The sequence below is a fragment of the Ramlibacter sp. WS9 genome (genome assembly GCF_003797765.1).
Lineage (GTDB): Bacteria > Pseudomonadota > Gammaproteobacteria > Burkholderiales > Burkholderiaceae_C > Ramlibacter.
Genome location: NZ_RKMB01000009.1, coordinates 14,965 through 39,645 on the forward strand (window position 1 = coordinate 14,965; position 24,681 = coordinate 39,645).

The 24,681-nt window shown below is 65.2% G+C and carries 16 protein-coding genes; 7 read left to right on the forward strand and 9 right to left on the reverse strand.

Annotated features, from left to right (window positions below):
• Positions 1 to 2: 2 nt before the first annotated feature.
• On the reverse strand, positions 3 to 1,190 hold the full coding sequence (locus tag EEB15_RS14975) for an amino acid ABC transporter substrate-binding protein (RefSeq protein WP_141510677.1): 1,188 nt from the start codon (positions 1,188 to 1,190) through the stop codon (positions 3 to 5).
• A gap of 206 nt (positions 1,191 to 1,396) precedes the next feature.
• Between EEB15_RS14975 and EEB15_RS14980 the strand changes: the two genes are divergently transcribed.
• The gene (locus EEB15_RS14980) at positions 1,397 to 1,810 is read left to right on the forward strand and encodes a nuclear transport factor 2 family protein (RefSeq protein ID WP_141510678.1); all 414 of its coding nucleotides are present in this window, start codon (positions 1,397 to 1,399) and stop codon (positions 1,808 to 1,810) included.
• A gap of 105 nt (positions 1,811 to 1,915) precedes the next feature.
• Here EEB15_RS14980 and EEB15_RS14985 read toward each other — a convergent pair whose 3' ends face one another.
• Positions 1,916 to 2,662, reverse strand: a complete 747-nt coding sequence (locus EEB15_RS14985) for a response regulator transcription factor (protein WP_141510679.1) — start codon at positions 2,660 to 2,662, stop codon at positions 1,916 to 1,918.
• Positions 2,663 to 2,929: 267 nt separating this feature from the next.
• Between EEB15_RS14985 and EEB15_RS14990 the strand changes: the two genes are divergently transcribed.
• The 6 genes from EEB15_RS14990 (at position 2,930) to EEB15_RS15015 (ending at position 16,527) form a co-directional block, all read left to right on the forward strand.
• Complete coding sequence (locus EEB15_RS14990; protein ID WP_141510680.1) at positions 2,930 to 3,832, forward strand: hypothetical protein; 903 nt, start codon at positions 2,930 to 2,932, stop codon at positions 3,830 to 3,832.
• A gap of 20 nt (positions 3,833 to 3,852) precedes the next feature.
• Positions 3,853 to 12,165, forward strand: a complete 8,313-nt coding sequence (locus EEB15_RS14995; RefSeq protein ID WP_141510681.1) for an RHS repeat domain-containing protein — start codon at positions 3,853 to 3,855, stop codon at positions 12,163 to 12,165.
• Between the two features lie 53 nt (positions 12,166 to 12,218).
• A complete protein-coding gene (locus EEB15_RS15000) occupies positions 12,219 to 14,228 on the forward strand; it encodes a sensor histidine kinase (RefSeq protein WP_158290118.1) in 2,010 nt (669 codons plus the stop codon).
• 62 nt (positions 14,229 to 14,290) lie between these two features.
• Positions 14,291 to 15,451 carry a Fic family protein gene (locus tag EEB15_RS15005; protein ID WP_141510683.1) on the forward strand — a complete coding sequence of 387 codons (1,161 nt, stop codon included), beginning with the start codon at positions 14,291 to 14,293 and terminating at the stop codon, positions 15,449 to 15,451.
• A 39-nt stretch (positions 15,452 to 15,490) separates the two neighbouring features.
• Entirely contained in the window at positions 15,491 to 15,778 is a 288-nt protein-coding gene (locus EEB15_RS15010; protein WP_141510684.1) for a hypothetical protein, read from the forward strand.
• Positions 15,779 to 15,810: 32 nt separating this feature from the next.
• The gene (locus tag EEB15_RS15015; protein WP_158290119.1) at positions 15,811 to 16,527 is read left to right on the forward strand and encodes a DUF4214 domain-containing protein; all 717 of its coding nucleotides are present in this window, start codon (positions 15,811 to 15,813) and stop codon (positions 16,525 to 16,527) included.
• A gap of 881 nt (positions 16,528 to 17,408) precedes the next feature.
• On the opposite strand, the gene EEB15_RS15020 is transcribed toward EEB15_RS15015, so the two are convergent.
• The 7 genes from EEB15_RS15020 to EEB15_RS15050 form a co-directional block, all read right to left on the reverse strand.
• Complete coding sequence (locus EEB15_RS15020; protein WP_141510686.1) at positions 17,409 to 18,377, reverse strand: tripartite tricarboxylate transporter substrate binding protein; 969 nt, start codon at positions 18,375 to 18,377, stop codon at positions 17,409 to 17,411.
• A gap of 8 nt (positions 18,378 to 18,385) precedes the next feature.
• On the reverse strand, positions 18,386 to 19,372 hold the full coding sequence (locus EEB15_RS15025; RefSeq protein WP_141510687.1) for a tripartite tricarboxylate transporter substrate binding protein: 987 nt from the start codon (positions 19,370 to 19,372) through the stop codon (positions 18,386 to 18,388).
• A 22-nt stretch (positions 19,373 to 19,394) separates the two neighbouring features.
• Positions 19,395 to 20,921: a class I adenylate-forming enzyme family protein gene (locus EEB15_RS15030; protein ID WP_141510688.1), complete on the reverse strand. Its 1,527-nt coding sequence runs from the start codon at positions 20,919 to 20,921 to the stop codon at positions 19,395 to 19,397.
• Between the two features lie 11 nt (positions 20,922 to 20,932).
• Positions 20,933 to 22,087 carry an acyl-CoA dehydrogenase family protein gene (locus EEB15_RS15035; RefSeq protein WP_141510689.1) on the reverse strand — a complete coding sequence of 385 codons (1,155 nt, stop codon included), beginning with the start codon at positions 22,085 to 22,087 and terminating at the stop codon, positions 20,933 to 20,935.
• Entirely contained in the window at positions 22,084 to 23,259 is a 1,176-nt protein-coding gene (locus tag EEB15_RS15040; protein WP_141510690.1) for a thiolase, read from the reverse strand. The genes EEB15_RS15035 and EEB15_RS15040 overlap by 4 nt, the downstream gene beginning before the upstream one ends.
• The gene (locus EEB15_RS15045; RefSeq protein ID WP_141510691.1) at positions 23,256 to 23,642 is read right to left on the reverse strand and encodes a Zn-ribbon domain-containing OB-fold protein; all 387 of its coding nucleotides are present in this window, start codon (positions 23,640 to 23,642) and stop codon (positions 23,256 to 23,258) included. The genes EEB15_RS15040 and EEB15_RS15045 overlap by 4 nt, the downstream gene beginning before the upstream one ends.
• 131 nt (positions 23,643 to 23,773) lie before the next feature.
• Complete coding sequence (locus EEB15_RS15050; protein ID WP_141510871.1) at positions 23,774 to 24,679, reverse strand: SDR family NAD(P)-dependent oxidoreductase; 906 nt, start codon at positions 24,677 to 24,679, stop codon at positions 23,774 to 23,776.
• Positions 24,680 to 24,681: the final 2 nt, after the last annotated feature.

Below are 24,681 nucleotides of genomic sequence, written 5' to 3' on the forward strand. Positions count from 1 at the left end.
GGTCACTTCCACTCTGGCTTGGGGACTACGGCGGTCGCCGTTGCGCGGTCCTTGGGCCAGACCACCTCGAAGCTGCCGCGTTGCCACTGCATCACCATGCCTGGGGTGGAGACGTTCTCGCCGTCCTTGAAGCGCACCTTGCCGATCAGGGTGTCGTGCTCGGTGTTGGCGATGTAGTCGCGGATCTTCTTGCGGTCCAGGCCGGCCGTCTCGATCGCCTTCTGCAGGATCTGCAGCGAGGCCCAGGCGTGCGCGCCGGCCCACGAGTCGGGCTCCTTCTGGAACTTCGCGACGTGGGCATCGAAGTAGGCCTTGGAGGCCGCGTTGGACTTGGCATTCCAGGAGCCGATGCCCATCACGCCTTCCACCGTGGCTGGCGTCATGCGGTCGCGGTATGCGGGGAAGGAGGTGCCGACGGCGGCATAGAACACCTTGGGGTTGAAGCCTACCTGCTTGGCCTGCGCGGTGACGAGGAAGGTATCGGGCGGGTAGGTGATGCCGATGAAGGCATCCGGGTTCTTGGCCTTCAGTTCGTTGAGGACGGGCGCGAGGTCCTTCACGCCGATCGGGTAGCTCTTGTTTTCCAGCAGGCGGATGCCCTTGGCCTTCAGCGCTTCTTCCAGCGCGCGCGTGTTCTCCAGGCCGAACATTTCGTCCACATGGATGGCGGCCGCGGTCTTCACGCCCTGCGCCGCCAGCATGTCGGCCAGCGCAACCATCAGCCGGTCGGGCTGCTGCAGGATCGGGAAGAAGAACTGGTTCTTCATCTCCAGCAGCGAGCGGCCGGTGGCGGTTGGCGAGATCACCGGATAGCCGTGCTTGGCCAGTAGCGGCATCACCGCGAAGTTGTTGCCCGTGCCCCAGGGCGGCAGCACCAGGTCGACCTTGTCGCTGCCCATCAGCTTCTCGTAGCTGCGCATCATCGTCTCGACGTCGCTGCGGTCGTCGATGCCGACCAGCTCGATCTTGCGGCGCTTGCCCTGCACGTTCAGGCCGCCGGCGGCGTTGACCTGTTCGGCCCAGAGGATGTAGTTGGGCTCCTGCGTGGTCTGCGCGCCGGCGGCGAAGGGGCCGCTGCGCGAGATGGCGTAGCCGATGCGCACGGGCGGCTCCTGCGCGGACACGGGCATGAGCGTGGCGGCTGCCAGCCCGAGGGACAGGATGCACTTCAGGAGGGTGTTCGAGAGCATGTGACTTCCTTTGCCCGGACCATCCGGGCGTTTGTTGAAGGGGGGTGTCGGTCCGGCGGCCGCGCAGTCGCCCGAGGGGAAGATTCCGGGCTCGGGCGCTTTGTGCATGCGAAGCATATGATGCATAGAACCAGAATTATGCATAAAATGAGCAAGCACACAAGAAACACTTTGCCCCGTCTCATTGGGGAAAACCAGGAGTCACCATGCATGAAGATTCAGCTGACCGGGCGTCAGAAACGCTTGTCCGTCTCGAGCAAGAGCGGTGCGCCGCGATGATGGCGGGCGATCGCGAGAGGCTCAAGCAGCTGCTACATCCAGACCTGATCCATGTCCACGCCAAGGGCCAGGTGGACACGTTCGAGAGCTACTTCGCCTCGGGCGGATTCAAGGTCGACTACACCAGGGTCGAACGTTTCGGCGACTTGCGAGTTCGCGTGTTCGGGGACGCGGCCTTGATGACTGGCCGCCAATTGCTAACGGCGATCCGCAAGATCGGCGGTGAGCATGTGCGGATCGATTCGCAAGTGATTCAAGTATGGGTGCGTGAGGGGACGCTGTGGCGGCAGACCGCCTTTCAGACGACGCCGACCGAAATGGCCGTCTCGCCTGCAAACTGACGGCGACCGGGCCGGGCCACGTTGGATGCGCAGCGGTACCTTGCGCAGGCTTGGTCCCTCAACGTGTTTTCCAGTTCGGACCCGCTCGTGCCCGCCGCAGAGAGCTCAACGCGCGACGTGTTCTACCGCGGTCTCGCTCCAGCAATACCCGACGCCGCGTACCGCGCGGACCGGAAGTGGCGCGCCGGCCGCGCGCTCCACCTTGCCGCGCAGTCGGCTGATGATGACCTCGACGCGGTGCTTGTCGAGGTCGTCCGGGTAGATGCCGATCGCCGCGGCCAGTTCGACATGCGTGCAAGTGACGCCGGCTTTGTGCATCAGTTTTTGCAGGAAGATGCTTTCGTTGGCGGTCACGCGGAACCTGACGTCGTTCGGCGCAACCAGTAGCGCCGACCCCAGATCCAGCCACCAGGCGCCGGCGCGTTTTTCGGATAGAGGCACGCTCGTTGCGTCTGGCCGGCTGGCGCAGCGCAATGCCAGGCGCTCCAGAATCAAGACCAGTTCCTCCATGTCGACCGGCTTTGTCAGGTAGGCATCGGCCCCTGCGCTCAGGCCGCACAGGCGATCTTTCCGCAAGCCATGGGCCGTCACGAACACGATCCCCATCTGGTTGTCGTGTTCGCGCAAATGCCGGCAGATCGCCAAGCCGTCTTCGGCAGGCAACCCGATGTCGAGTACGGCGATAGTGCTGGGCGCCACCGCCAAGTGCCGATAGAACTGCGCGGCGCTCTCGAAGGGCTCGACCTTGAACCCGAGATGCCGCAACTGGAACGCCATCTCCTCGCGCAGCACCGGTTCGTCTTCCACCAGCGAGACCGTGTAGCCGGCTCTTGACGGCAAAGAAGAAATCACGAATTGCTTCCCCCCTGGAAATTTTGAGGATGCTCCGCCGCGCGCGTGGCCATTGGCGCAATCCGATCGAGCGCGCGCAGCGCTCTCATAGGTGAGAGTTTTTGAGAGAAATATCCGCCTCCTCAAAAAATATTATCGCGCCATCGCATGAAGGCCGCCGTGCCTCATGGCGATACGCAGGCAGCGGACGCCTTCTTCCGCGCGCCCATCACCCCATAGTGAAAACAAGCATGTGGACCGAGGCGTCCAAACCCAAGAGGAACATCCATGGCCTTCAACATCCAAGCGCAGTCCAGAGTCAAAGTCGGCACGGTCGCGTACTTCAACTTCGACGACCCGGTCCTCAACTACATGGTCGGCATGTCCGGATTCAATTTCGAACGCTCCGGCAACGACGAGCATATCCGCGACCTGATCATCGACCTGCAGGTCAACCAGCCCAGCCCCAACGTGGTGAGTGTCCTGGCCAAGGGAATCATGGTCGACAACGGAGGGCGTGGCCTGGACAACAGCAAGTCGTACATCGACGTGGTGTTGCTGGCCAATACCAAAGATGCCCAGCCGGGCCTGCTGCTGTCCAACGTGAACGGGATTCCCAGCGGGCAGCAGGGAACCCCCGTCAACGATCTTCCGTTGAATCCCGTCTTCAAGGCGGCCGTGGTCTCGGGTTTCAACATGAGCTACGGCAGCGATGTCGACCACCATGTCAAGGACATCCACATCAGCGTGGGGATCACCTCGACCACGACCAGCGGAACCTCGGCCACCGTGACCGGCCAGGCGACCATGGTTGACGGTGGCGGGCGCAGCGTCGTCAATCCCACCCTGGACGCGGGCGTGATCGCCGAAAACGGCAGCTACCAGAGCGCCGGCTTCTTCAGCACCACCGCCTTCAACTCGCAATCCGGCCTGCTCACCGGCACCTTGGCCAGCAGGAGTACCAGCCCGGTATTCGCCACGCTGGTCCAGGGCTTCGACGTGTCGTACAGCGGGTCCGACCACCACGTTCTGGCCATAGAACTGGCAACCTCGGTGACCGCCGTCAGTGCCGTTTCGGATCCAGGAACCTACGGCGTCCTTGTCAACAGCGCGATCTCCATGAAGGACTCCAGCGGGAACAAGTCCGACCCGAGCAAGTCCTGGGTCTCGGGACTCGTGATCTGCAACTGATCCCAGCGCTGGAGCCAACCATGTCCGATTCGTCCCTTCCCACCATCCGCAGTTTCGAGCTGGACGCCAGCACAGTGGGCCTGCTCAAGAGCAGCGTCAACCTGTTCCGAGGCGAGGTCAATCTCAGCCACCCGTTGCTGACGCTGCCGGGAAGAATGGACAAGGACGGCCTTCAGATCGATCTGGCGGTGCAGTACCAGAGCAATGTCGATCAGATATCCAGGACCTGGAACCGCGACCAGCCCACCAGCGTGCTGGGCATGGGTTGGAACCTTCCCCTCTCGCTGATCTCGCTGAACAGCACCGCCATCGCCAGGGGCGCGCGCAGCTACACCCTGACCACCGCCAAAACGGTTTCCCAGCTGGTGCGCGAAACCCCGACGGCACTCTTCCAGACCCCCATGACCTCCCAGCTCCAGGCCGAGCTCGATTCCGGCTCGGACCTGAGCGGATGGACCCGCTTGTTGGGCTCGTTGGGACTGCCGCTGTCGCCATCCGCCGTGGCCATTCCAGACGATGGATCGGGATTGCCTGTGCCCTCCGATGCCTCCACCACATACTGGCTGCTGCGCGACGACCAGGGCGAGCGTGAATTTCGCCTGGCGGTGGGTGCGTCCCTGGCGGACGTGTTCGACGGCGGCGAGTCGTACCAGGCCGTGCACTACCTGTTCTGGAGGATCGTCTACTTCGAGCGCTACCAGCGCTGGATGCTGCTGACTGATTCCGGGCAGCAGCTGTCGTTCGGCGGCGGCGTGGCGCCCGGCACCAACACCTTCGCCACCAGCCGCGGCAACTCGGTGGAATGGGGCGTGTGCTGGAAGGATGCCTCGGGTGCGCCGGCCTGGCAGGGCAACAGCAGCCAGGCGCCGTCTGACCAGATCCAGTTCGCCACCGTGTGGCACCAGGAATCGGCGTGGAGCCGCTACGGCGAAGCCGTCCACTTCGGCTACAACGAATTCGCCGCGCGGGGAGCCGACGGCGCGCTGGTCGATGTGGAGCAGTTGGTCGCGGCAGGCGGGCAACCCTACACCAAGGCATGCTATCTCACCAGCATCACCGATGTCTTCGGACGTGAGGTCCAGTTCCAATACAACGACAAGATCTGGAACGACGACGCACCCGCGAATCCCCGCGAATACGCAGACCCGCACAAGGCCAAGCCCTCCACCCTTCCCAACGGATTCCAGGACCGGTACGAGACCAAGTACCTGGACCGCATCGAGGTATTGGAGCGCGACGGCACCACCCGGATGCTGGGGATCCAGTTCGAATACGCGCCTTCGCCCGGCAGCGCCTATCCCGCCGTGGCCAACTACGCGCCCAATGTTTCCGGTGGCCTCACGGGCGACACCTGCAAGCGCATGCTCACCGGAATCCACCTGGAGAACCGTGACGGCCTGGCGCTGCCCGGCTATCGCTTTGGGTACCTGGGTATCGGCGACGACGCGGTGACCCCGACCTTTCCCGGCGCCCTCGAAAGCATCCAATGGCCCTCGGGTGGCAAAGCCCTGTATTCGTACGCCAGCAATGAACTGCAAATCTGCCAGCGCGGCCTGGACCTGAAAGCCCCAAGCACCCAAGGTCAAGGCGACTGGTCTCCGCGGGTCTGGTTCGGCAAGGACTTTGCCGTGGTCCTGTGGCTGTACCCGCTCCTGAGCCAGGTGGCCCTGCAGATAGCGAGCTGGGACGGCCAGTGGACCATCTGGACCGCATCCGAAGACATGCTGATCCTCGACGGCACAACCGGTCCCGATCTCAACACCCTGGATGTTTCGATCAGCGAATCCTTTGTGGCCATCACCTACCAGACCGCCAACAAGACCAACCTGAGCTTGTACCGACAGGACCCGGCTCGGCCCGGCCAATGGGTGGCCGCCGACCTGGGCGGCGCCGCGGGAGTCCTCAACAACCCGACCCGCAGCTGGGACCTCCAGAATGGACCGATCCAATTCGTGGTCGGCGACAATTTTGTGCTGGCCCCTCAGAACGACAGCTTTCACCAAACCGCCAGCTGCGACCGCATCCGTTGGGATTGGCAAACGGCCCAATGGATACTGGACACGCAGAACTATTCCGGCCAGACCTGGTTCGCGGGGCAGGCCGAGTATTACGTGACCTTGGGGGCCAGCGGAGCCCTGAATCTCTGGCATCTCGATCCCCTCGGGGCTTGGGTCGGCGGCCTCGTGGCACTCCAGATCCCGAATCTGTATGTCAGCGATCCCGCCAACCTGGAGATCGGGCTCGGCTCCTCGATGGTGGTCATCGTCAACGGCACCAAGGAGAAAACCTACTGGACCGCCGACGTCTACCTGGCGGCCTGGAACCGCGACTACGTCCTGCCCGCCCAGGCCTCTTCCTTTCTGGGGCTGCAGGAATCCTTCGGCAAGAGCAACACCAGTTGGGACCCGTCGGTCGTCACCGACTCGTTCGTCGCGGTGGGCGGCTCCTTGTTCCGCTTCAATGGGAGCTCGTGGCTGCTCAATGCCAACCTGGTCCCACCGCTCGTGGCAAACGACAGTTCGGAAAAACGCTACGCCTATGGGCCCGACTACGGTGTGCTCGTCCAGCTGCAAAGCGGATCGCCCACCGTCAAAGTGCTGGCCTACGACGCATCCACCGACGATGCCGCCTGGCTGAATGCCCAACCCGTCAACCCGACCGGGTACCCCAGCACCCCGCTCGATGACAACCAGGCACTCGCCAACTGGCCCACGGCGGGGACCCAGGACTACCTGGTGATCGGCACCCAGGTTTTCTTCCGCGGCACCCAGACCGACTGGGGCCAGGCGGTGCTGGGCACGGCCTTGGCCGACCTGAACACGCTGGTGAATCAGGGAGAGACGCAGTACCAGATCAACACCCAGACGTTCTCCAACCAGGGTCCTGCCTTCTTGAGCTTCGCCGCCATGGAGTTGAGCTCGCAGAACCCGGTCGGCGACTGCGCCGCGGTGCTGCTGCGCAACGGCCAGTTGGTCAACCAGGCTCCCGATGCCCAGGTGATCGCCGGGCAGTGCATGTGGACTCCGGCCGAAGGCGCCCAGGTTCCCGGCGTGGTGCCCACCGGCCCCAGGAGCTTCGTGACCTACCCGTCTGAAGCCCAGGGCTTTGTCAACGCCCAAAGCATCCGCATCAACCGCTACGCCGACGAGGCGGTGGGCGGACCGGTGGAGGCCAAGACGGTGACCGCCATCCAGATTTTGGATGGGCTCTCGGATGCGACGACCACCACCTACAACTTCGACCCCACCAATGCCCGTTGGGATGATGCCGGGAACTTCACCAAGTACTTCAGCAGCGAAGTCATTCCCGACTCCGCCCCCGGAACCCGCGACAACGGATCGGTGGTCTCGTGCTATCTCAACGGCAAGGCCCTGCCTGCCGATCTGCAGGGACAGAATCTGCACAACGCCCTGGACGGGCTGCTGCACTCGATCACCAGCCTCGACAAGAACGGTGCGACGCTGGTCGACGTGACCTACGTGTGGACCGCCTTCACGCAACGGTCTTCCGGCCCGGCTGCCGCCGCGCTCTCGGGCCCGGCCGCGGTCTTGAACACCAACGGCGCCTACGTGCTGCAAACGGCCGTGACCACCACCCGCGACGGGGTGGTCTCCAATGTGGCCAAGGACTACTCGCCAGCCCTCAACACCTACACCTTCACGGGCCAGCCCGCCCGGGTCACAACACAGCGCTGGTGCGGCAGCGGCGCGCAAGAAACCCTGGTGCAGACCAGCGCCTATGCCGCCGAACTCGATCCCGCCTCGCGGATCCTCAATGACCGCACCAGCCTGCTGCGCCAGGCCACCTTCGTCGATGGCGTCGCCATCAGCGCCAGCGCGGTGGTCACCCACGGTTGCCAGTCATTTTGGGGCGACCAGGTCCTGGTGCCCGGCGAATTTCAGGACTACGGCTGGTTGAACGGCGCCACGGATTTCGACGCTTCCGACACCAGTGGATGGAACCGTACCACCGAGGTGCGTGCCCGCGCTGCCAACGGCTCGCCGCTGGAACAGCTGGACGGTTCGGGAACCGTCCAATCCACCTTGATCGATCCGGCACTGGGCCTTCCCATCGCCCGCTTCACCGGAGCTGCCCTGGCCGAGTGCGCGTGGAACGGATTCCAGAGTTGTGAGCAGGGCGTGGGTTGGACCCTGGTCGGAACCTCGGTTTGCCTCGATGACGCCTGCCTGGGCACCCAATCCCTGCGCTTGCCTGTCGGCGCCGGCGCCAGCGTCGCTACCAGCGTGGTGCCCGGCGGCGATCGGACCCGGTACCTGCTGGGATGCCGCTACAAGACCACCGCCGGCTACCAGGCCCAGGGCTCGGGCATTGCGGTCACGGGTGGCACCGCCGCCACCCTTGCGTTCGGCGATACCCAGGGCAAGTGGACCTACGCCACCCTGCCGATCGACCTCCCCGCGGGATGCCCCGGCCTGTCGCTGCTGGCCACCAACACGGGCACCTCCGATCTCTTGCTCGAAGGCGTGCTGCTGGTTCCCTTCGGGACCGAAGCCACCATCCAGACCTGGCTGGACGGAACCCGCCTGCCCCTGGCCACCATGGGGACCAGCGGCGGCGCCAGCCGCACCTTCTACGACCTGTTTCGCTCCAGCCTGGGCTCGGTGGGCGCCGACGACCAACTCCAGGAACTCCAGTACAGTTTTGTGTCGCCCACCGGCGACCCGGCGGGGAATTTTTCAGACGCTTCGCCCGGCGCCCAGATCGATCTCAAGACGCCCGGGGGCGGCCATGCCGAAAGCTTCCGCGACGGCCAGGATTGGAAGCTGCGCTGGAGCGTGGACCCCACTTGGACAGCCGCCAACGGCGCACTGTGCAAACCCGTCAGCAGCGACTCCCAGACCTTGAGCTATTGCGGCCCTTCGCTGGCCGGGCAGACCGTGGCCTGGTTCTTCGAATGCCAGCCCACCCCCTTGCAACCCACCCAACCGGTGCGCATCCAATTCGGCGGTGGGCAGAGCATCGGCTGGGTTCCCGCGCAGGGCTGGACATGGCTCGATGCTTCGGGCCAAACGGTGCAGGCCGCGTTGGCCCATCCCCCGGCGATGGCGACCAAATGGCTGCTGGTGCAGGGCGAGGGAATCGTCTTGTTCCTCGCCGACGGGCAATTGCTGTTCAGCAAGCGCACGCCCTCCCAACTGGACGGAACTTTCGCCCTGGTGGCCGGCACCGACGCGCTCGCCATCCAGAACCTGAGCTGGGGCCTCGCTCCCCGACTGGGCATCTGCTACACCGATGGCGCTTCGCGCAAACGCCAGGCGCACCAGCTCGACCGCGCCGATGCGTCGGTGATGGAGATCATCTACGATGGCCTGGACCGCCCGGTGGCGCAGACCAAATCCATCCCCGGCAGTTTCGGTGCCAACCAAAACGCCGAGATCCTCCAATACCGATCGAGCCTGGTGGATGTCGCCAATTTCCTGGCCAGCCGCGATGCCACGGCCGCCATGGAGGGCGACGCGGCCGACTACTACGCGGGCGGTGACAGCGCCACATCCCCTTCGGACGACCAGGGCTATCCCTACCAGGGCACGCGCTACGAGACGGGCGCCAGCAAACGACCCATCGAGCGCGGTCTGCCGGGCAAACCGTACGCCATGTACGGCGTGGAAGCCGGCCCGTACTCCCAGGGCCTGACGGCAAAAATCGCCTATGGAACCACCGACGCCGCCGATCCCTTTCCCGCCGGACAGTTCTACGCCCAGGACAACACCAGCCCCGGCGGCACCCGCAACCGCTCCCTCAAGGACACCAGCAAGCGCCTGGCCGCGCTGATGTCAACCGACAGTGCCCAGACGCTGCTGGGAAGAGTGTCGGTGACGCCCACCTACAAGAACTTCCTGGGCAATCCGGCCCAGATGTTCAACATCAATCTTCCCAATGCATTCGGCGCAACCGCTGAACCGGCCACTTCGTTTTTCCGGAACCTGGCCCAGGACCCGGTGGGAAATCCAAGCTACAGCTCCGACCCGAGCTCGGGCGGCAACACCCTGATCAGCGACGGCAAGGGCCACACCCGCTTCACCCAGGTGCCGCTTGAACCAGGTGAAAACTTCTTTGCCTACAGCACCTACGACACCTTGGGCCGCCTGGTGGAAGAAGGCCTCGTCCAAGCGCAGTGGGACGCGGCCCTGCTTCAATCGAAGGCTGACGACCTGCAGTTCCCTGGGGCCCAGGACGGCGCGGTTCCCTCGCGCCGCTACACCTTCGACGGTGACGGCACCGATCCCTGCTCGCTGGGCAAGCTGGTACGGGCCGAAACCTACAATCCCGCCCCGACCCTGGCCACCGACCAGACCGACTACACGGTGGTCCAGACGTTCAGCTACGACGCGCTGGGACGCATCGTGACCGGCTCGATGGAGATTCCCGGCCTGACCCCTTCCCCCCTGGTGGCTCGCTACACCTACAACACCCTCAACGAAATCGAGCGTATCGACTACCCCCCAGGCTCGCCCCTGGAGGCCGTGGTGTATGGCTACAACCAGCAAGCCCAACTGGTGTCGCTGGGAACGCCCCAGAACCCCGAGGGCCTGGCGACCTATACCTGGACGCCCAATGGCTTGCTGGAGACCTGCACGCGCGGCGCGCTTTCGGAAACCTGGCGGTACGACTCGCGCTCGTTGGTGGACCTCCACGCCGCCAGCAACGCCGCGGGGGAGATCTTCTCGCAAAGCTACACCCACGACCCCGACGGCAATGTCGCGACCCGCACCACCCAAGGACCTTCGAGACAGAACCCGACCGTCAACACGGGCTATGGCTATGACGGATCGCAGCGCCTGACCTCGGCCACCGTCTCGACAGGCCCGGGCAATTTGAGTTTGACCGCCTACGACCTCAACGGCAACATCCTCTCGGGCGTGCAGGACGGCAAGACTTTTGGCCTGACCTTGAAGTCAGGCACCGATTGCCTGGCCCAAAGCAGCCTGGACGGCGAGACGGACCCAACGTACGCGTACCGATCCGACGGCCGCCCCACGCAGTGGCGGGGCATCGAGATCGAATACCAGTTGGGACTGGGAATGGCCTCGGGCGCCAAATCGGCCGGTGGCGAACACCGCTGGGTGTACGGCCTCGCCAACGTGCAGGCCATGCACAGCGACGAGCGTGGGATCCAGATCGACTTCTGCGGCGCCGGAGCCACCGCCCTGGTGAGCTGGCTCAACGGCGTGGCCACCGCCAACGCCCTGGACCAGAACGAGATCGTCGCCAGCGTGTCGGACGCGACCCGCTACCCGGTCAAGGATGCCTTGGGAACCGTCTGGGTGGTGGCGGGCGAAACCGGCGAAGTCGTGGCCAACTTCGACTACGCGCCCTTCGGAGGGATCTTGTCGGCTACCGGCACCGATGCCGATCTCTGGAGGTACCGCTTCGGCGGCAGGGAATGGCTGCCATCGCTGGGCGTATACAACTTCCGCGCCCGCCTCTACGACCCTGCCGTGCGACGGTTCCTGACCCCCGATCAGCAGGCCCAGTACGCCAGCCCCTACGTGTTCGTGGGCAACAACCCGCTCAATCTGGCCGACCCCACCGGCAACAAATCCATGTCCGTCGGAGCCCAGGTCGGCATGGGCTTCCTGATGGCCCTGGTCGGCATCCTGGGCGCCGTCCTGACCATGTTCTCGGGAGGGGCCTCCGACGCCATCGCCAGTTCCTTCGAAAGCCTGTTGGCGGGAGCCGCCGAAGGCGAAGAGGTGGTGGGCGAAGCGGCGGCAGGCGAAGGAGCCGCCAATGCGGCGGGAGGCCTGAGTACCGCCGGGAAGGTGGTCAAGTTCGGCGCCAATGTGGTGATGCAGACCACCTCCAGCGCCGCCATGGGCGCGGCGGTTTCGAGTATCGGCTACAGCATCAAGAACGGCTCCCACGCCCAATGGGGTGACTATCGACTGGCCCTGGCCAGAGGCGCCGGGACCTGGGCGTTGGCGACGGGCATCGCGGCACCGGCCACGTCGGCGGCCTTCCTGTCCTGGACCGCCGGATTGGGGCGGGCGGTGCGCATTGCATCGGAAGTGGCGGCGGCCGCGGGCGCGCAAGCTGTCGGCAACATGGTGGCCCAAGTGGTCGTGAACGCGGCCGAAGGCAACCAGATCACCAAGGGTCAAGTCATGACAGGCGTGGTGGGCCTGCTCACCGGAGGAGGGGCGACCCTGTTCACCACCCAGCTCACCATGGATGCATCCAAGGAGGCCTTCGTGACCGCGCAGCGAGAGATCCCCAAGAACCAGTCGGACACCCTTCTGACCCGCGCCTCCAAAGCCTGGTCGGAGTCGGAGCTGCAACCCATGAAGTGGACCCCTGGAAGACAATATTGATTCATTGATCATCATTGACGACCCACGCGATGCGCATAAATTGGCTCACGGGATTGGCACTGCTACTGACCAGCCCGCTCTTTCCATCGCTCGCCCTTTGCGCACCGCCGCCGATTGAAATCGGCCCGGGCTTCCACGACCTGGCCCTGGCGGGGGCGGTGTCTGCCGCTCCGCGGCAATCGAAATTCAGCAGCGCCGACGAAGCGCTGGCCGCGTTTCGCGATGGGAAGTTCGAGTTGGTGCCCGGCAATCTGGGGCGCGGCTACAACGACAGGGAGGCTTGGCTGGCATTCGACGTGTACAGCGCCGACGGCACCGACAGCGCCCCGGAGTTCCTGATCCTCGAAGTGGGCCCGCCTTTTCTGGACAGTGTCAGCGTGTTCCAGACCGCGCCCGACGGCAGCCTGCAAAGTCGTGGCCGCGCCGGCGACCAGGTGCCACGAGATGAAACCAGGGTGCTGGCACGCCAACCAAGCTTCGTTCTCAATCTGCGCGGCAATCCGCGCACCACCGTGCTGGTGCATATCACCACCACCAGTACCATCGCGGCCGTCTTGCGAATGTACAGGCCGCTGGCGTTTCACGAAGTGGTCGGCACCGAGAGCCTGGTGTTGGGCGGCATCCTGATGCTCAACGCGATCATGGTATTGGTCGCACTGGGCCTCTACCTGTTGATGCGCCAACCGATTTACCTGGCCTGGCTGCTGTTCGTTGCCTCCACAGCGACCCTCTGGTTCTTCATAGACGGACTGGCCTATCGGTATCTGCCCTTGCAGAATACTTCGATCGTCAATTCAGCCTCCGGGCTGCTGACGATCTCTGGCTTCGCCGCGTGGACGCTGTTCATCGCCGTCGCGTTCGACATCAAATCGCTTTCGATCCGGCTGCACCAGCTATTTGTAGGATGGGCCGTCGTCGTTGCCGGCTGCCTCCCCTTGCTGGCAATCTTCCCCTACCCGGCAGTGGTTGGCACGTTGATGATGTCGGGCGGCCCGATCCTGTTGATTTCCTCGCTGGCCATCCTGCTGCAAATCGCGCGCGGCAACCGCGAGGCGATCCTGCACGGGCCGCTGTTCCTCGTATACCTCGCTGCCGCCGCATACAACACGACCAGCAATCTTGGCTGGACCGACTACAGCAACGAATCGTTGTATGGCTGGCAGATCGCGGGCATGCTGAACTTCCTGTCGCTGCAATTTTCGATCTACAAGCGGGTGCGTCAGACCCAGCAGGACTACGCCAAAGAGCGGGCCCATATGCTGAGCCTGCTCAGCCAGGAGAACCAGCGGCTTGAAGAAAAAATCGGCGCCCGGACACAAGACCTCGTACGCGCGTTGAAAGAAGTCGAAAAGGCCGAATCCGATCAACGCCAATTGCTGTCGATGGCCTCGCACGAATTCCGCACGCCGGCGGCGATGATCAAGGCCTCGCTGGACTCGCTTGCGTACCTGAAGGATGCGATCCAGCCTGAAATCGCGCAGCGCCTGAACAACATCGGCAAGGCTTCGATGCGCCTGAATGACCTGGCCAACAACCTGCTGTCGCACGACCGGCTGCAGGAGCTGTCGATCAATCCCAAAATGAGCGAAGCCGATCTGCGTGAGCTGGTCTGCGGCGTTGTGCAGATCTACCCGGCGGATGCGCAGCTGCAGGCGCGGCTACCGGATCACGCCGTGCAGTTTTCATTTGACCCTGTGCTCATCACGGTCGCGCTGCACAACCTGATCGACAACGCGCTGCGCCACAACGAAGCACGGGATGGCGCAGTGTGCATCACTCTGGTTGAAACCGGCGGCAAGGTGGAGCTTCGTGTTGCCGATCATGGATCGGGCATTGCGGACGCGGACAAGGAAGGCGTGTTCGAGCGCTTTTTCAGCTCCAGGGGCGGGCATAACAATGGATTGGGGCTGTCCATTGTGTATTCGGTTGCGCGCTCTCATGGAGGCAATGCCTATGCCCTGGACAACTTGCCGAAGGGAACCGTGATGGTGATCGAATTGCCCATCCGCACCGCGTCACCTGAAGCACCAGATCGAGGGGTGGTGCTGGGGGCTGTGGGCTGAGTTGAGCCGTATTCTTCTAAATACGGCTCAAGGCATGAGCCGTATTTGGTAAAATCCGGCTCATGCCTCCGTCCAAACCCTATATCTGGCAACACAAGCAATGGCCAAAACTGACCTTCGACCCTGCGGTCGTGAGTCAGCACATTGCCGCTGCCCGCCGCCTTCAAGGCGAGGTGGAAGGGAAGGCCGGGGCGATCGGCCTCGACCAAAAGGGCGAGGTCGATGCGGAGGTGCTGGCTCAGGAAGTCATCGCCACTGCCGCCATCGAAGGCGAGAAGCTCGACCCGACGGCGGTTCGGTCGTCCGTCATGCGCCACTTGGGCCTGGGCGATAACGGCCCCTTCGACCGCCATGTCGACGGCCTGGTCGCGGTGATCGGCGACGCTGGCACGGCTTTCCAGATGCCGCTGGACCACGACCGCCTCTACCGTTGGCAATCGGCCCTGTTCCCCGGCGGCACGCGTGGCATCACGCGCATCGCCGTGGGCCGGTACCGCGATCATTCCGACCCCATGCAGATCGTGAGCGGTCGCCCTGGCAAGGAGAAGGTGCACTACGAAGCCCCGCCATCGGCCCGGATGGCCATTGAGATGCGGAGCTTCCTCAAGTGGTTTGCCAGCACCACGCCGGCGCAGGGCAAAGCCCCGAAGATGGACGGCTTGGCCCGGGCCGCCGTCGCGCACATCTGGTTCGAAAGCATCCACCCTTTCGAGGACGGCAACGGCCGCATTGGGCGCGCCATCAGCGACATGGCCATCGCACAAGACCAAGACAGCCCCTTACGGCTCTACAGCCTCTCGCGGCAGTTGCTGGAATGCCGGGCTGCCTACTACGACGCGCTGAACCAGGCACAACGCGGTAGCGGGGATGTGACGGAGTGGGTCGCGTGGTTCGTCCAGCAAATCGGCGCTGCGTGCAAACGGTCCAGCGAGGTGATTGACCGCGCGATCGAGAAGAGCCGGTTCTGGGCCAGCCACGCCAGGACCGATTTGAAGCCGCGCCAACGGAAGGTCTTACAGCGTCTTCTCGATGATGGCGACGGGGGTTTCGAGGGCGGGCTCAACGCCGAAAAGTACATCAAGATGACGGCGGTGTCGAAAGCGACGGCTACGCGAGATTTGGCCGAGATGCTCGCCGAAGGGCTCCTGTGGACCCAGGGCCAAGGCAAAGGCTTGCGCTACTTCATCAACGTGCCAGGGTGGTCGCACGGCGTTGGCACGTAAAGTAGACTTCCGGCCTACATTCAACCTTGGAGCCGGCAAGTGGCCACGTTCACCTTCTACAAGCCGATCGACATGTCGCTCACCGCGAGCTGGGCCGGCTACATCACCAACGCCTCGCCGGGCAACATCACCATCAGCGACAACGCGGGCCGCTCGGCCTCGTACAACGGCTCGTTCAGCTACGCCAACAACGACCTGGTCGGCGGCACGCTCTTCAGCTACACCGAGTCGACCAACTACAGCCAGCACTACTCGATCACCGGGCTTTCGCTGAGCGCCGTGGCCGTGAAAAACTACGTGCTGTCGGGCGTGGCGATGATTTGTTGACGGGGGAGGGCGGCGACGATCGTGCGGTCTTCGTGGGATCGCGCGCCGCCTACAGCATGCAGAAGGGCGCGGCCAGCTACGGCGTCACGGATTCCAACGGCGCGCGCGACGGCTCCGACACATTGGCCGACGTGGAGCGCGCGCAGTTCACCGATCTCAGCGTCAACCTCACGGTGGGCAGCCTCGCCGGCACCATTTCCACCGCGCAGCTCGACTCCATCATCGAGCTGTACATCGCCTACATCAACCGTGTGCCCGACGCCGACGGCATGGCGTACTGGATCAACCAGCTGAAGGCCGGGCAGACGCTCGACCAGATCGGCGAGGCGTTCTACAGCTCCGCCGTCGCGTTCAGCGGTCTCACCGGCTACTCGTCCTCGATGAGCAACGGCGACTTCGTGACGCTGGTCTACCGCAACGTGCTGGGCCGTTCCGAGCCCGATGCCGGCGGCCTGGCCTACTGGAGCGACGAGTTGGCGACGGGCCATTCGAGCCGCGGCACGCTCGTCGCGAACATCCTCGGTTCGGCGCACACCTTCAAGGGCGACGCGACGTATGGCTACGTGGCGGACCTTCTGGACAACAAGGTCGCTGTCGGAAAGCTGTTCTCCATCGCGCAGGGCCTGGTCTACAACACCGGCGCAGACAGCATCACGCACGGCATGGAGATCGCAGCCGCGATCACGCCAGCATCGACCGCCCAAGCCATCGCGTTGATCGGCGTGAACGATGGGTTCAGCTTGCTTTGAGGCGCAGGGGCCTGGCCTGCTGTGACGCAAGTTCGAAGAGCGCCTTGTTGGCCTCGCTCGGTGTAGCTCGGTGCGACTTCGCGGCGAAGCTGTGCGTGGGCGGGCTGCGGCGCGATGGCTACGGCGTTAGTCATCGCCTTGCGTTCGCAAGCTCCTGCCGAATCCCTTGCGCCGGGAGACCCCGCGACCCGCGCGAAAAAACTCGCCTCCGCTACGCTGCGACTCAAACAATTTTCGCGAGCATGAGACGGTCGCACGGCTGAAGCCGTACTAGGTCGCGAGGCCACCCGCCGCAAGCGCCTGGGCTTTATTCGCGCCGCAGCCCGCCCACGCACAGCTTCGCAGAGACACTGTTGGCGCGCCCCCGGTGGAAGGCCAACGCTTTGGTCGTCCGCCAGGATCTCGGCACGCCTGCGCCGCACGCCACCATCTCACTGCAACGCCGTGCATGGCCGGGCCGCGGCGCGAATAAAGCTCAGGCGCCCGCGGTGGACGGTCTTGCGGCCCAGCGTCGCTTGCGACGCGACTGTCTCATGCTCGCGGCACTTGTTTGAACCGCGCAAGGCGCGGTGAGTTGTGCCGCGCGGGCCGCAAGACCGTTCAGCGCGGGGACTCCGGCAGGAGCTTGCGAGAGCAAGCGATGCCGGACGCCGTAGCCATCGCGCCGCGGCCCGGCCGTGCACGGCGTTGCCGCGAGGTCCCCGAACGCCAGCCTCTTCGAAACGCAACGCCGAAGAACTTACAGGACAGGACAGGACAGGACAGGACAGGACAGGACAGGACAGGACAGGACACTGGCTACCGGCTACCGGCTACCGGCTACCGGCTACCGGCCGGCGAGCGACGTCGAAACCCTTTACTGAGCGCCCATCGCCTCCCGGCTACTCCACGTTGATGCCCTTGGTCACCGTCGACCACATGGCGCGCTCCCGGCTCGCCTGCGCCGCCATCGTTTCGGCGGTGCCGGGCCAGCGGTCATAACCCTGGTCGGTCCATAGCACTTTCAGTTCGTCGCTGGCGAGCGCCTTGCGTGCGGCCTCCGCGTAGCGGGTGGCCAGCGCCGCCGGCAGCTTCGGAGGTGCGTACAGGCCGTACCAACCCACCACTTCGAAGTTCGGCAGCCCGGCCTCGCGCATGGTGGGCACTTCCGGAAGGGCGGAGTTGCGCTCGCGCGACGTCACGGCCAGCGCCCGGACGCGGCCGCCGGCAACGTAGCCGCGCGCGGTGCTGACGATGTCGAACATCATCCCGATCTGTCCGCCGATCACGTCCGTCATCGCGGGCGCGTTGCCTTTGTACGGCACGTGCATCAGCTGCGTCTGCGATTGCGCTGCCAGCAACTCGCCGCTCAAGTGGTTCGACGCCCCCGTGCCCGCCGAGCCGTAGCCCAGCTTGCCGGGGTTGGCCCTGGCGTAGGCAAGCAACTCGCTCACGTTCTTGAACGGCAGATCCTTGTTGACCACCAGCACGTTGGCGTAGCTCACCAGCGGCGCCACGGGCGTGAGATCCGTCGCCGGGTCGAACGGCATCTTCTTGTAGATATTCGGGCTGATGGTGAGCGTGGGGCTCGCCGCGAAGAACAGCGTGAGGCCGTCGGGTGCGGCCTTGGCCACCGAGGCGCCTGCCACGTTGCCGGAAGCACCGGGGCGGTTTTCGACGATCACTTGCGTGCCGAGTTCGCGCGCGAAGACCGGTGCGAACAGGCGTGCCGTGGTGTCGACCGGGCCACCCGCGGCATAGCCAACGACGAGGCGAACAGGCGTGTTGATCTGGGCGGTTGCCTGCGAGGCGAGCAGCAGGAGCGCGGCACCGGCAAGTGCGGTGCGACGGGTCAGGGCGGTAGTCTTCATGGCAAACCTCACTGGCTCAGACGGATGTTCGCGTCCTTCACGATGCGCGCGTAGATGGCGTAGTCGTCCTGCATGATCTTGGCGAACTCGGCGGGCTTGTTGCCGGCTGTCCAGAGGCCCAGCGCCTCGATCTTCGCGACCACGTCGGGCATCTTCAGGATGCGATTGACTTCGTCGGACAATTTCTGCACCACGGGCGAGGGCGTTGCGGTCGGAACCAGCATGCCGAACCAGCCGTAGGGCTCGAACGATTTGTAGCCGAGCTCCTGGAACGTGGGCACGTCGGGCATTCCGGGGATGCGCTGCGTGCCGGTCACCGCGAGCGGGCGCATTTTCTGCAGGTGTGGCCGCGCCGAAGCGCTGTCGATGAAAGCCGAGCTGAGCTGGTTGCCCACCAGGTTGGTCACCAGCGGCGCCGCGCCCTGGAACGGCACGTGCACGAGGTCGATGCCTGCCTGCTGGTTCAACAGCGAGCCCTGGATGTGCGAAGAGGTGCCCGCGCCATAGCTGCCGAAGTTGTGCTTGCCGGGGTTGGCTTTCACCATCGCGATGAAGTCCTTGAGGTTCTTGGCCGGCGAGTCCAACGGCACGGCCAGCATGCTGGGGCTGCGCGCGATCATTGTCACCGGTGCGAGCTCCTTCAACGGGTCGTAGGGCAACTTGTCCATCATGGGCGGCTGCTGGATCAACGCCGTGATCGCCACCAGCACCGTGTGGCCGTCGGCCGGTGCCTTGGTCACGAAGTTGTTGCCGATGGTGCCGGCCGCGCCCGGCTTGTTCTCCACGATCACGGTCTGGCTCCAGGCCTCCTGCAGCTTTTGCGCGATGGTGCGCGCCAGCGTGTCGGTGGCGCCGCCGGCCGGGTAGGGCACCACCAGCTTGATCGGCTGGCTGGGGTACGGAGCGGGCGGCGCGTTCTGCGCCAGCGCGGGCGCGCAGATCAAGGCACAGGCTGCTGCAAGGCAGAGGCGGCGAAGCATCGAAGGTTTTGTCATGGGAGGTCTCCAGTGGGTCTTGTCAGGTGATCGGTAGGGCCTGCGGGGTTGCGTGCAGCCGCAGCAGCTCGCGCTTGAGCACCTTGCCGTTGCCCGTCATCGGGAACTCCGGCACGGCGTGCACCTGGGCGGGTTGCTTGTAGGGCGCGAGGTTGGCGCGCAGGTGCGCCTGCAGCGCAGCCCTGTCCAGGGCGGCGCCTTCACGCAGTTGCACGAAGGCCACCACTTCCTCGTTGCCGTCGGGCTCGGGGCGGCCCACGACCGCGGCGCGCTGCACGGCGGGAAATGCGTTGAGCACGGACTCCACCTCGCCGGGGTAGACATTGAAGCCGGAGCGGATGATCATTTCCTTCAACCGGTCGACCACGAACAGCGCACCGTCCGCGCCGCGTTCGCCGATGTCGCCGCTGGCGTACCAGCCGCCTTCGCGCATCACGGCCTGCGTTGCTTCGGCATCGCGGAAGTAGCCGGGCATCAGGCCGCGGCCGCGCATCCAGATCTCGCCGCGTTGGCCGGGCGGCAGTTCCGCGCCAGTGGCCGGGTCGGTGATGCGGAACTCCGCGCCTTCGAGCAAGTGGCCGGCTGCGGTGTCCGCACGGCCTTCGTTCAGCCGCGTCACGCAGACGGAGCCCGCGTACTCGGACAGGCCATAACCGTGGTGCAGCGGCATTCCGAATGCGGCTTCGACGCGGCGCTTGAGCGTGATGTCCAGGGGCCCAGCCCCGGCGTACAGGTAGCGCAGCTTTGGCGCCGGCGGCAAAGCGATGCCGCGCTCCTCCATGTACGCCACCAGCCGCGCAAACAATGTCGGCGGGCCTTGCAGCTGAGACACCTCATGGTGGGCGATGGCGTCGAGCACGTCGGCCGGATCGAACTTGCTGCGCATCACCAGGCTGGCACCCGCATGCAGGCTGGCCGTGAGCACCGTGCCCAGCCCGAAGATGTGGGTCATCGGCAGGCAGGCATACGAGCGGTCGTCGGGGCCGAGTTGCCGCGACTCGGCCGAGACCCGGCCGAAGTGCGTGACGCCGTCATGCGTCATGAGAACGCCCTTGGGCGAACCGGTGGTGCCGGACGTGAAGATGATCGCGCCGACGCTGCCGGCCAGCGGCTCGCCTTCCGGCTGCGCATCCAGCCGCAGCGCTGTGCGGTGGAGGCCGGGCACCTGCGAAGCTCGCGCGTGCAGGCGTTGCGCGTGCGCGGCCGCGGCGGACGAGACCGCCGAGGTGAAGTAGCAGACCTTGGCATCGGCCTTGGCCGCGAAGGCATCGATTTCGCCCGGTGCCATGCGCGCGTTGACACCGCACGACCAGGCGCCGACACGGCTCACCGCGAGGATCAGCGCCACATGTTGCGGGCAGTTCTCGGCGACGATCAGCACACGGTCGCCCAGGCCCACGCCGTCGGCGCGCAGCTCGGCTTCAGCCGCGTCCACCAGCGCGCCCAACCGGGCGAAGGTCCACTGCGCGTCCGGCAGGTGGATGAACACCCGGCCCGGCTCGCGCGCCAGCCAGTCGTCGAACAGGGAGTGGATGCGGGTGGTGTTCATGGGGCGGTCATTCAGCGACTGGCTTCACGTACGAGGTTGCGAGCGATGACGATTTGCTGGATCTGGCTCGTGCCCTCGTACAGGCGGAACAGTCGCACGTCGCGGTAGAAGCGCTCGATGCCGTAGTCGCTGATGTAGCCCGCGCCGCCGAAGATCTGCACCGCCCGGTCGGCCACACGGCCGCACATCTCGGAGGCGAACAACTTGCAGCACGAGGCTTCGGTGGCGACGTTCAGCCCTTCGTCGCGTTTGCGCGCCGCGTCGATCACCATGCAGCGCGCCGCATAGATCTCGGCTTGGCTGTCGGCGAGCATGGCCTGGACCAACTGGAACTCCGCGATCGGCTGGCCGAACTGCTTGCGCTCGATGGCGTAGTTCAACGCATCGCGCTGCATGCGCTCGGCCACGCCGACGCAGATGGCGGCGATGTGAATGCGGCCTTTTTCCAGCACCTTCATGGCCGTCTTGAAGCCCTGGCCCTCGAGGTTGCCGATCAGCTGGGTGGCCGGAACCTTGCAGTTCTCGAAGATCACGTCGGCGGTGTGGGCGCCGCGCTGGCCCATCTTCTTGTCCTTCTTGCCGATGGTGATGCCAGGCGTGTTCGCCTCCACGATGAAGGCGGAGACGCCGCCGGCGCCCTTGTCTTCCGGGTTGGTACGCGCCATCAGCGTGAAGATGCCTGCGTGCGGCGCGTTCGTGATGAAGCGCTTGGTGCCGTTGACGATGTAGTGGCTGCCTTCGCGGACGGCCGTGGTGCGCAGCGAGGCAGCGTCGGAGCCGGCTTCCGGCTCGGTCAGCGCGAACGATGCGATCAGCTCGCCGGTGGCTAGGCGCGGAAGGTACTTCTGCTTCTGTTCCTCCGTGCCGTCGAAGAGGATGCCTTGCGAGCCGATGCCCACCGTGGTGCCGAAGAGCGAGCGGAAGCACGGCGAAGTCTGGCCCATGGCCAGCATCACCATGACTTCTTCTTCCATCGTGACACCCAGGCCGCCGTACTGCTCGGGGACGGTCAGCCCGAACAGGCCCAGCTCCTTCATCTCGCGGACGATGTCTTCGGGAATCTCGTCGGTCTCGGCGACGAGTGCTTCGTTGGGGACGAGCCGCTCCCGCACGAAGCGGTTGACGGCGTCGAGCAGCTGGGTCAGTGTCTCTTGGTCTCTGATCACAGTGCCTCCTCCGTTCCCAGAATCGCGGTCGCCTGGCTCGACAACATGCCACCGTTGCCGTGGGCGAGAGCGGTCTTGGCTCCTTGCACCTGGCGCTCGCCACAGTCACCGCGCAACTGCCGCACCGCCTCGATCAACGCGAAGATGCCGTACATGCCGGGGTGCACGCAGGAGAGGCCGCCGCCGTTGGTGTTGACGGCCAGCTTGCCGCCCGGCGCGATGGCGCCGTTTGCCACGAAGCGTCCACCTTCGCCCTTGGCGCAGAAGCCCAGGTCTTCCAGGAACAGGATGGTGTTGATCGTGAACGCGTCGTACAGCTCCACCACGTCCATGTCCTTTGGAGCAAGGCCGGCCATGGCGAACGCTTCGCGGCCGGACTGGCTGGCCGAGGTCACGGTGAGGTCGTGCATCGACGAGATCTGGCGGTTCCAGACCGCGGTGGCGTTGCCCAGCACGTACACCGGCTTTTTCGGCAAGTCTTTTGCGCGCTCGGCGCTCACCAGCACGTAGGCGCCGCCGCCATCGGTCACGAGGCAGCAGTCGCGCACGGACAGCGGGTCCGAAATCATGCGAGACGCGAGCACGTCTTCGCGCGTGAGCGGGCCGCGCATGAAAGCTTCGGGATTCAGCTGGGCCCAGGCGCGCGCGGCCACGGCCACATCGGCGAGCTGCTCGCGCGTGGTGCCGAACTCGTGCATGTGGCGCGATGCGGCCAGCGCGTACGCGCCGACGGGCATGGCCGGCTCGTATGGGTGCTCGTACGGCTGCGGGTCGAGATGGCGCCGGGCCATGCTGATCTCGCGCCGGCCCAGCGCGGAGCTGCGCTGGGCGCTGCCATAGCACACCAGCACGGCGCTGCACTGGCCGGAGCGGATCGCCTGCATGGCGGGCAGCAGGTGCGCGATGAAGCTGCTGCCACCGAGCATGGTGCCGTCGATGTAGCGGGGATTCAGGCCGAGGTACTCGACGACGGGCATCGCCCACATCGCGGCCGAGGCGCTGGCGGTGCAAAGGCCGTCGATGTCCGTCATCTTCAGGCCGGCGTCGGCGACGGCGGCGCGGGCCGAGCGGGCCAGCAGTTCCATGTCGGTGAAGCCGGGTGTTTCGCCGCAGCCGAAAGTGGCCACGCCGGCGATGGCGGCACTGCCGCGCAAGTCTTTCAAGCTGCTCATGCCGCGGCTCCTTCGATGGCGTCGAACAGCACCAGGCCGCGACCTTCCTTCAGCTGCACGCGCGCCTGCACGCGTTGCCCGATGCGCACGGTGCCCGGCGCCAGATTCTCGACGCGGCTCATAAGGCGAACGCCTTCGTCCAGGTCGATGAGCGAGACGTTGAGATCGCCGCCTTCCGCCGGCTTGCGCCGCACGGTGGTGACGGCGTAAACCGTGCCGGTGCCCTTGGGCGCCGTCCACTCCAGCGCGCCGCTGCCGCAATGCGGGCAGCTTTCACGCGGAAAGTACACGTGTTTGGCGCAGGCCGTGCAGCGCTGAATGAGGAAGCGCCCGGCGTCGAGCTCGAGTTGGTGAAAGGCTTGCACGCCTTGAGGTTCAGTCATTGCGATCTCCAAATATGGTTGTCATGCCGGGCTTGACCCGGCATCCATGGCGGCGCGCTGGCCAAGATGGATTGCGGGTCGTGCCCGCAATGACACATCAGGTTGCGTAGGGTGGGCACTTGTGCCCACCATCAAATGGGGTCCCAGGAGAAAACATCGGCGGAGCGGTCCAGGTCGAAGTAGCTCGCCTTCAGCGCGGGCAGTGCCTGCGCGGCGACGCTTTGCGGCGTCCAGCCTTCGCTGCGATGCACCGAGCGAACCGGGCGCGGCTGGCTCATCAGGAAAATCTCGTTGTTGCGCACGGCGAAGATCTGGCCGTTGGTGTCCTTGGCCGCGTCGCTAGCGAGGCACACGGCCAGCGGCGCGATCTTGGCGGGCGTCATCTGCTTCAAACGGTCCACGCGAGCCTGTTCCTCGGGCGTCTCGGTGGGGATGGAGCCGATCATGCGGCTCCAGGCGAAAGGCGAAATGCAGTTGGAACGCACGTTGAACTTCTGCATGTCCAGCGCGATGGACTTCGACAGCGCCGCGACGCCCAGCTTGGCCGCAGAGTAGTTGGCCTGGCCGAGGTTGCCCACCAAGCCGGACGTGGAAGTCATGTGCACGTAGACGCCGCTCTCCTGTTCCTTGAAGTGCGGCGCGGCCGCGCGGCTGACGTAGAAGCTGCCGTACAGATGCACCTTGATCACGGCGTCCCACTCTTCCGGGCTCATCTTGTGGAAGAAACGGTCGCGCAGGATGCCCGCGTTGTTGACGACCACGTCGATGCGGCCGAAGGCTTCGACCGCGGTGCCGACGATGCGGGCGGCGGCAGCGGATTCGGAGACGCTGTCGGTGTTGGCGACGGCCTGCCCACCGAAAGCCTTGATCTCGTTGACCACGGCTTGTGCCGGGCCTTCATCCTTGCCTTCACCGGCAACCGACGCGCCGATGTCGTTGACGACGACCTTGGCGCCTTCGCGCGCCATGGCCAGGGCGATGTCGCGGCCGATGCCGCCGCCGGCACCAGTGACGACGACGACCTTCTCGGCCAGCATGG

What these genes read in the sequence shown, in the direction of transcription:
- EEB15_RS14990 (WP_141510680.1), top strand. Translation starts at nt 2,930, where the DNA reads ATGGCCTTCAACATCCAAGCGCAGTCCAGAGTCAAAGTCGGCACGGTC.
- EEB15_RS15025 (WP_141510687.1), bottom strand. Translation starts at nt 19,372, where the DNA reads ATGACAAAACCTTCGATGCTTCGCCGCCTCTGCCTTGCAGCAGCCTGT.
- EEB15_RS15050 (WP_141510871.1), bottom strand. Translation starts at nt 24,679, where the DNA reads ATGCTGGCCGAGAAGGTCGTCGTCGTCACTGGTGCCGGCGGCGGCATC.
- EEB15_RS15020 (WP_141510686.1), bottom strand. Translation starts at nt 18,377, where the DNA reads ATGAAGACTACCGCCCTGACCCGTCGCACCGCACTTGCCGGTGCCGCG.
- EEB15_RS14995 (WP_141510681.1), top strand. Translation starts at nt 3,853, where the DNA reads ATGTCCGATTCGTCCCTTCCCACCATCCGCAGTTTCGAGCTGGACGCC.
- EEB15_RS15040 (WP_141510690.1), bottom strand. Translation starts at nt 23,259, where the DNA reads ATGAGCAGCTTGAAAGACTTGCGCGGCAGTGCCGCCATCGCCGGCGTG.
- EEB15_RS15045 (WP_141510691.1), bottom strand. Translation starts at nt 23,642, where the DNA reads ATGACTGAACCTCAAGGCGTGCAAGCCTTTCACCAACTCGAGCTCGAC.
- EEB15_RS15005 (WP_141510683.1), top strand. Translation starts at nt 14,291, where the DNA reads ATGCCTCCGTCCAAACCCTATATCTGGCAACACAAGCAATGGCCAAAA.
- EEB15_RS14980 (WP_141510678.1), top strand. Translation starts at nt 1,397, where the DNA reads ATGCATGAAGATTCAGCTGACCGGGCGTCAGAAACGCTTGTCCGTCTC.
- EEB15_RS15030 (WP_141510688.1), bottom strand. Translation starts at nt 20,921, where the DNA reads ATGAACACCACCCGCATCCACTCCCTGTTCGACGACTGGCTGGCGCGC.
- EEB15_RS14975 (WP_141510677.1), bottom strand. Translation starts at nt 1,190, where the DNA reads ATGCTCTCGAACACCCTCCTGAAGTGCATCCTGTCCCTCGGGCTGGCA.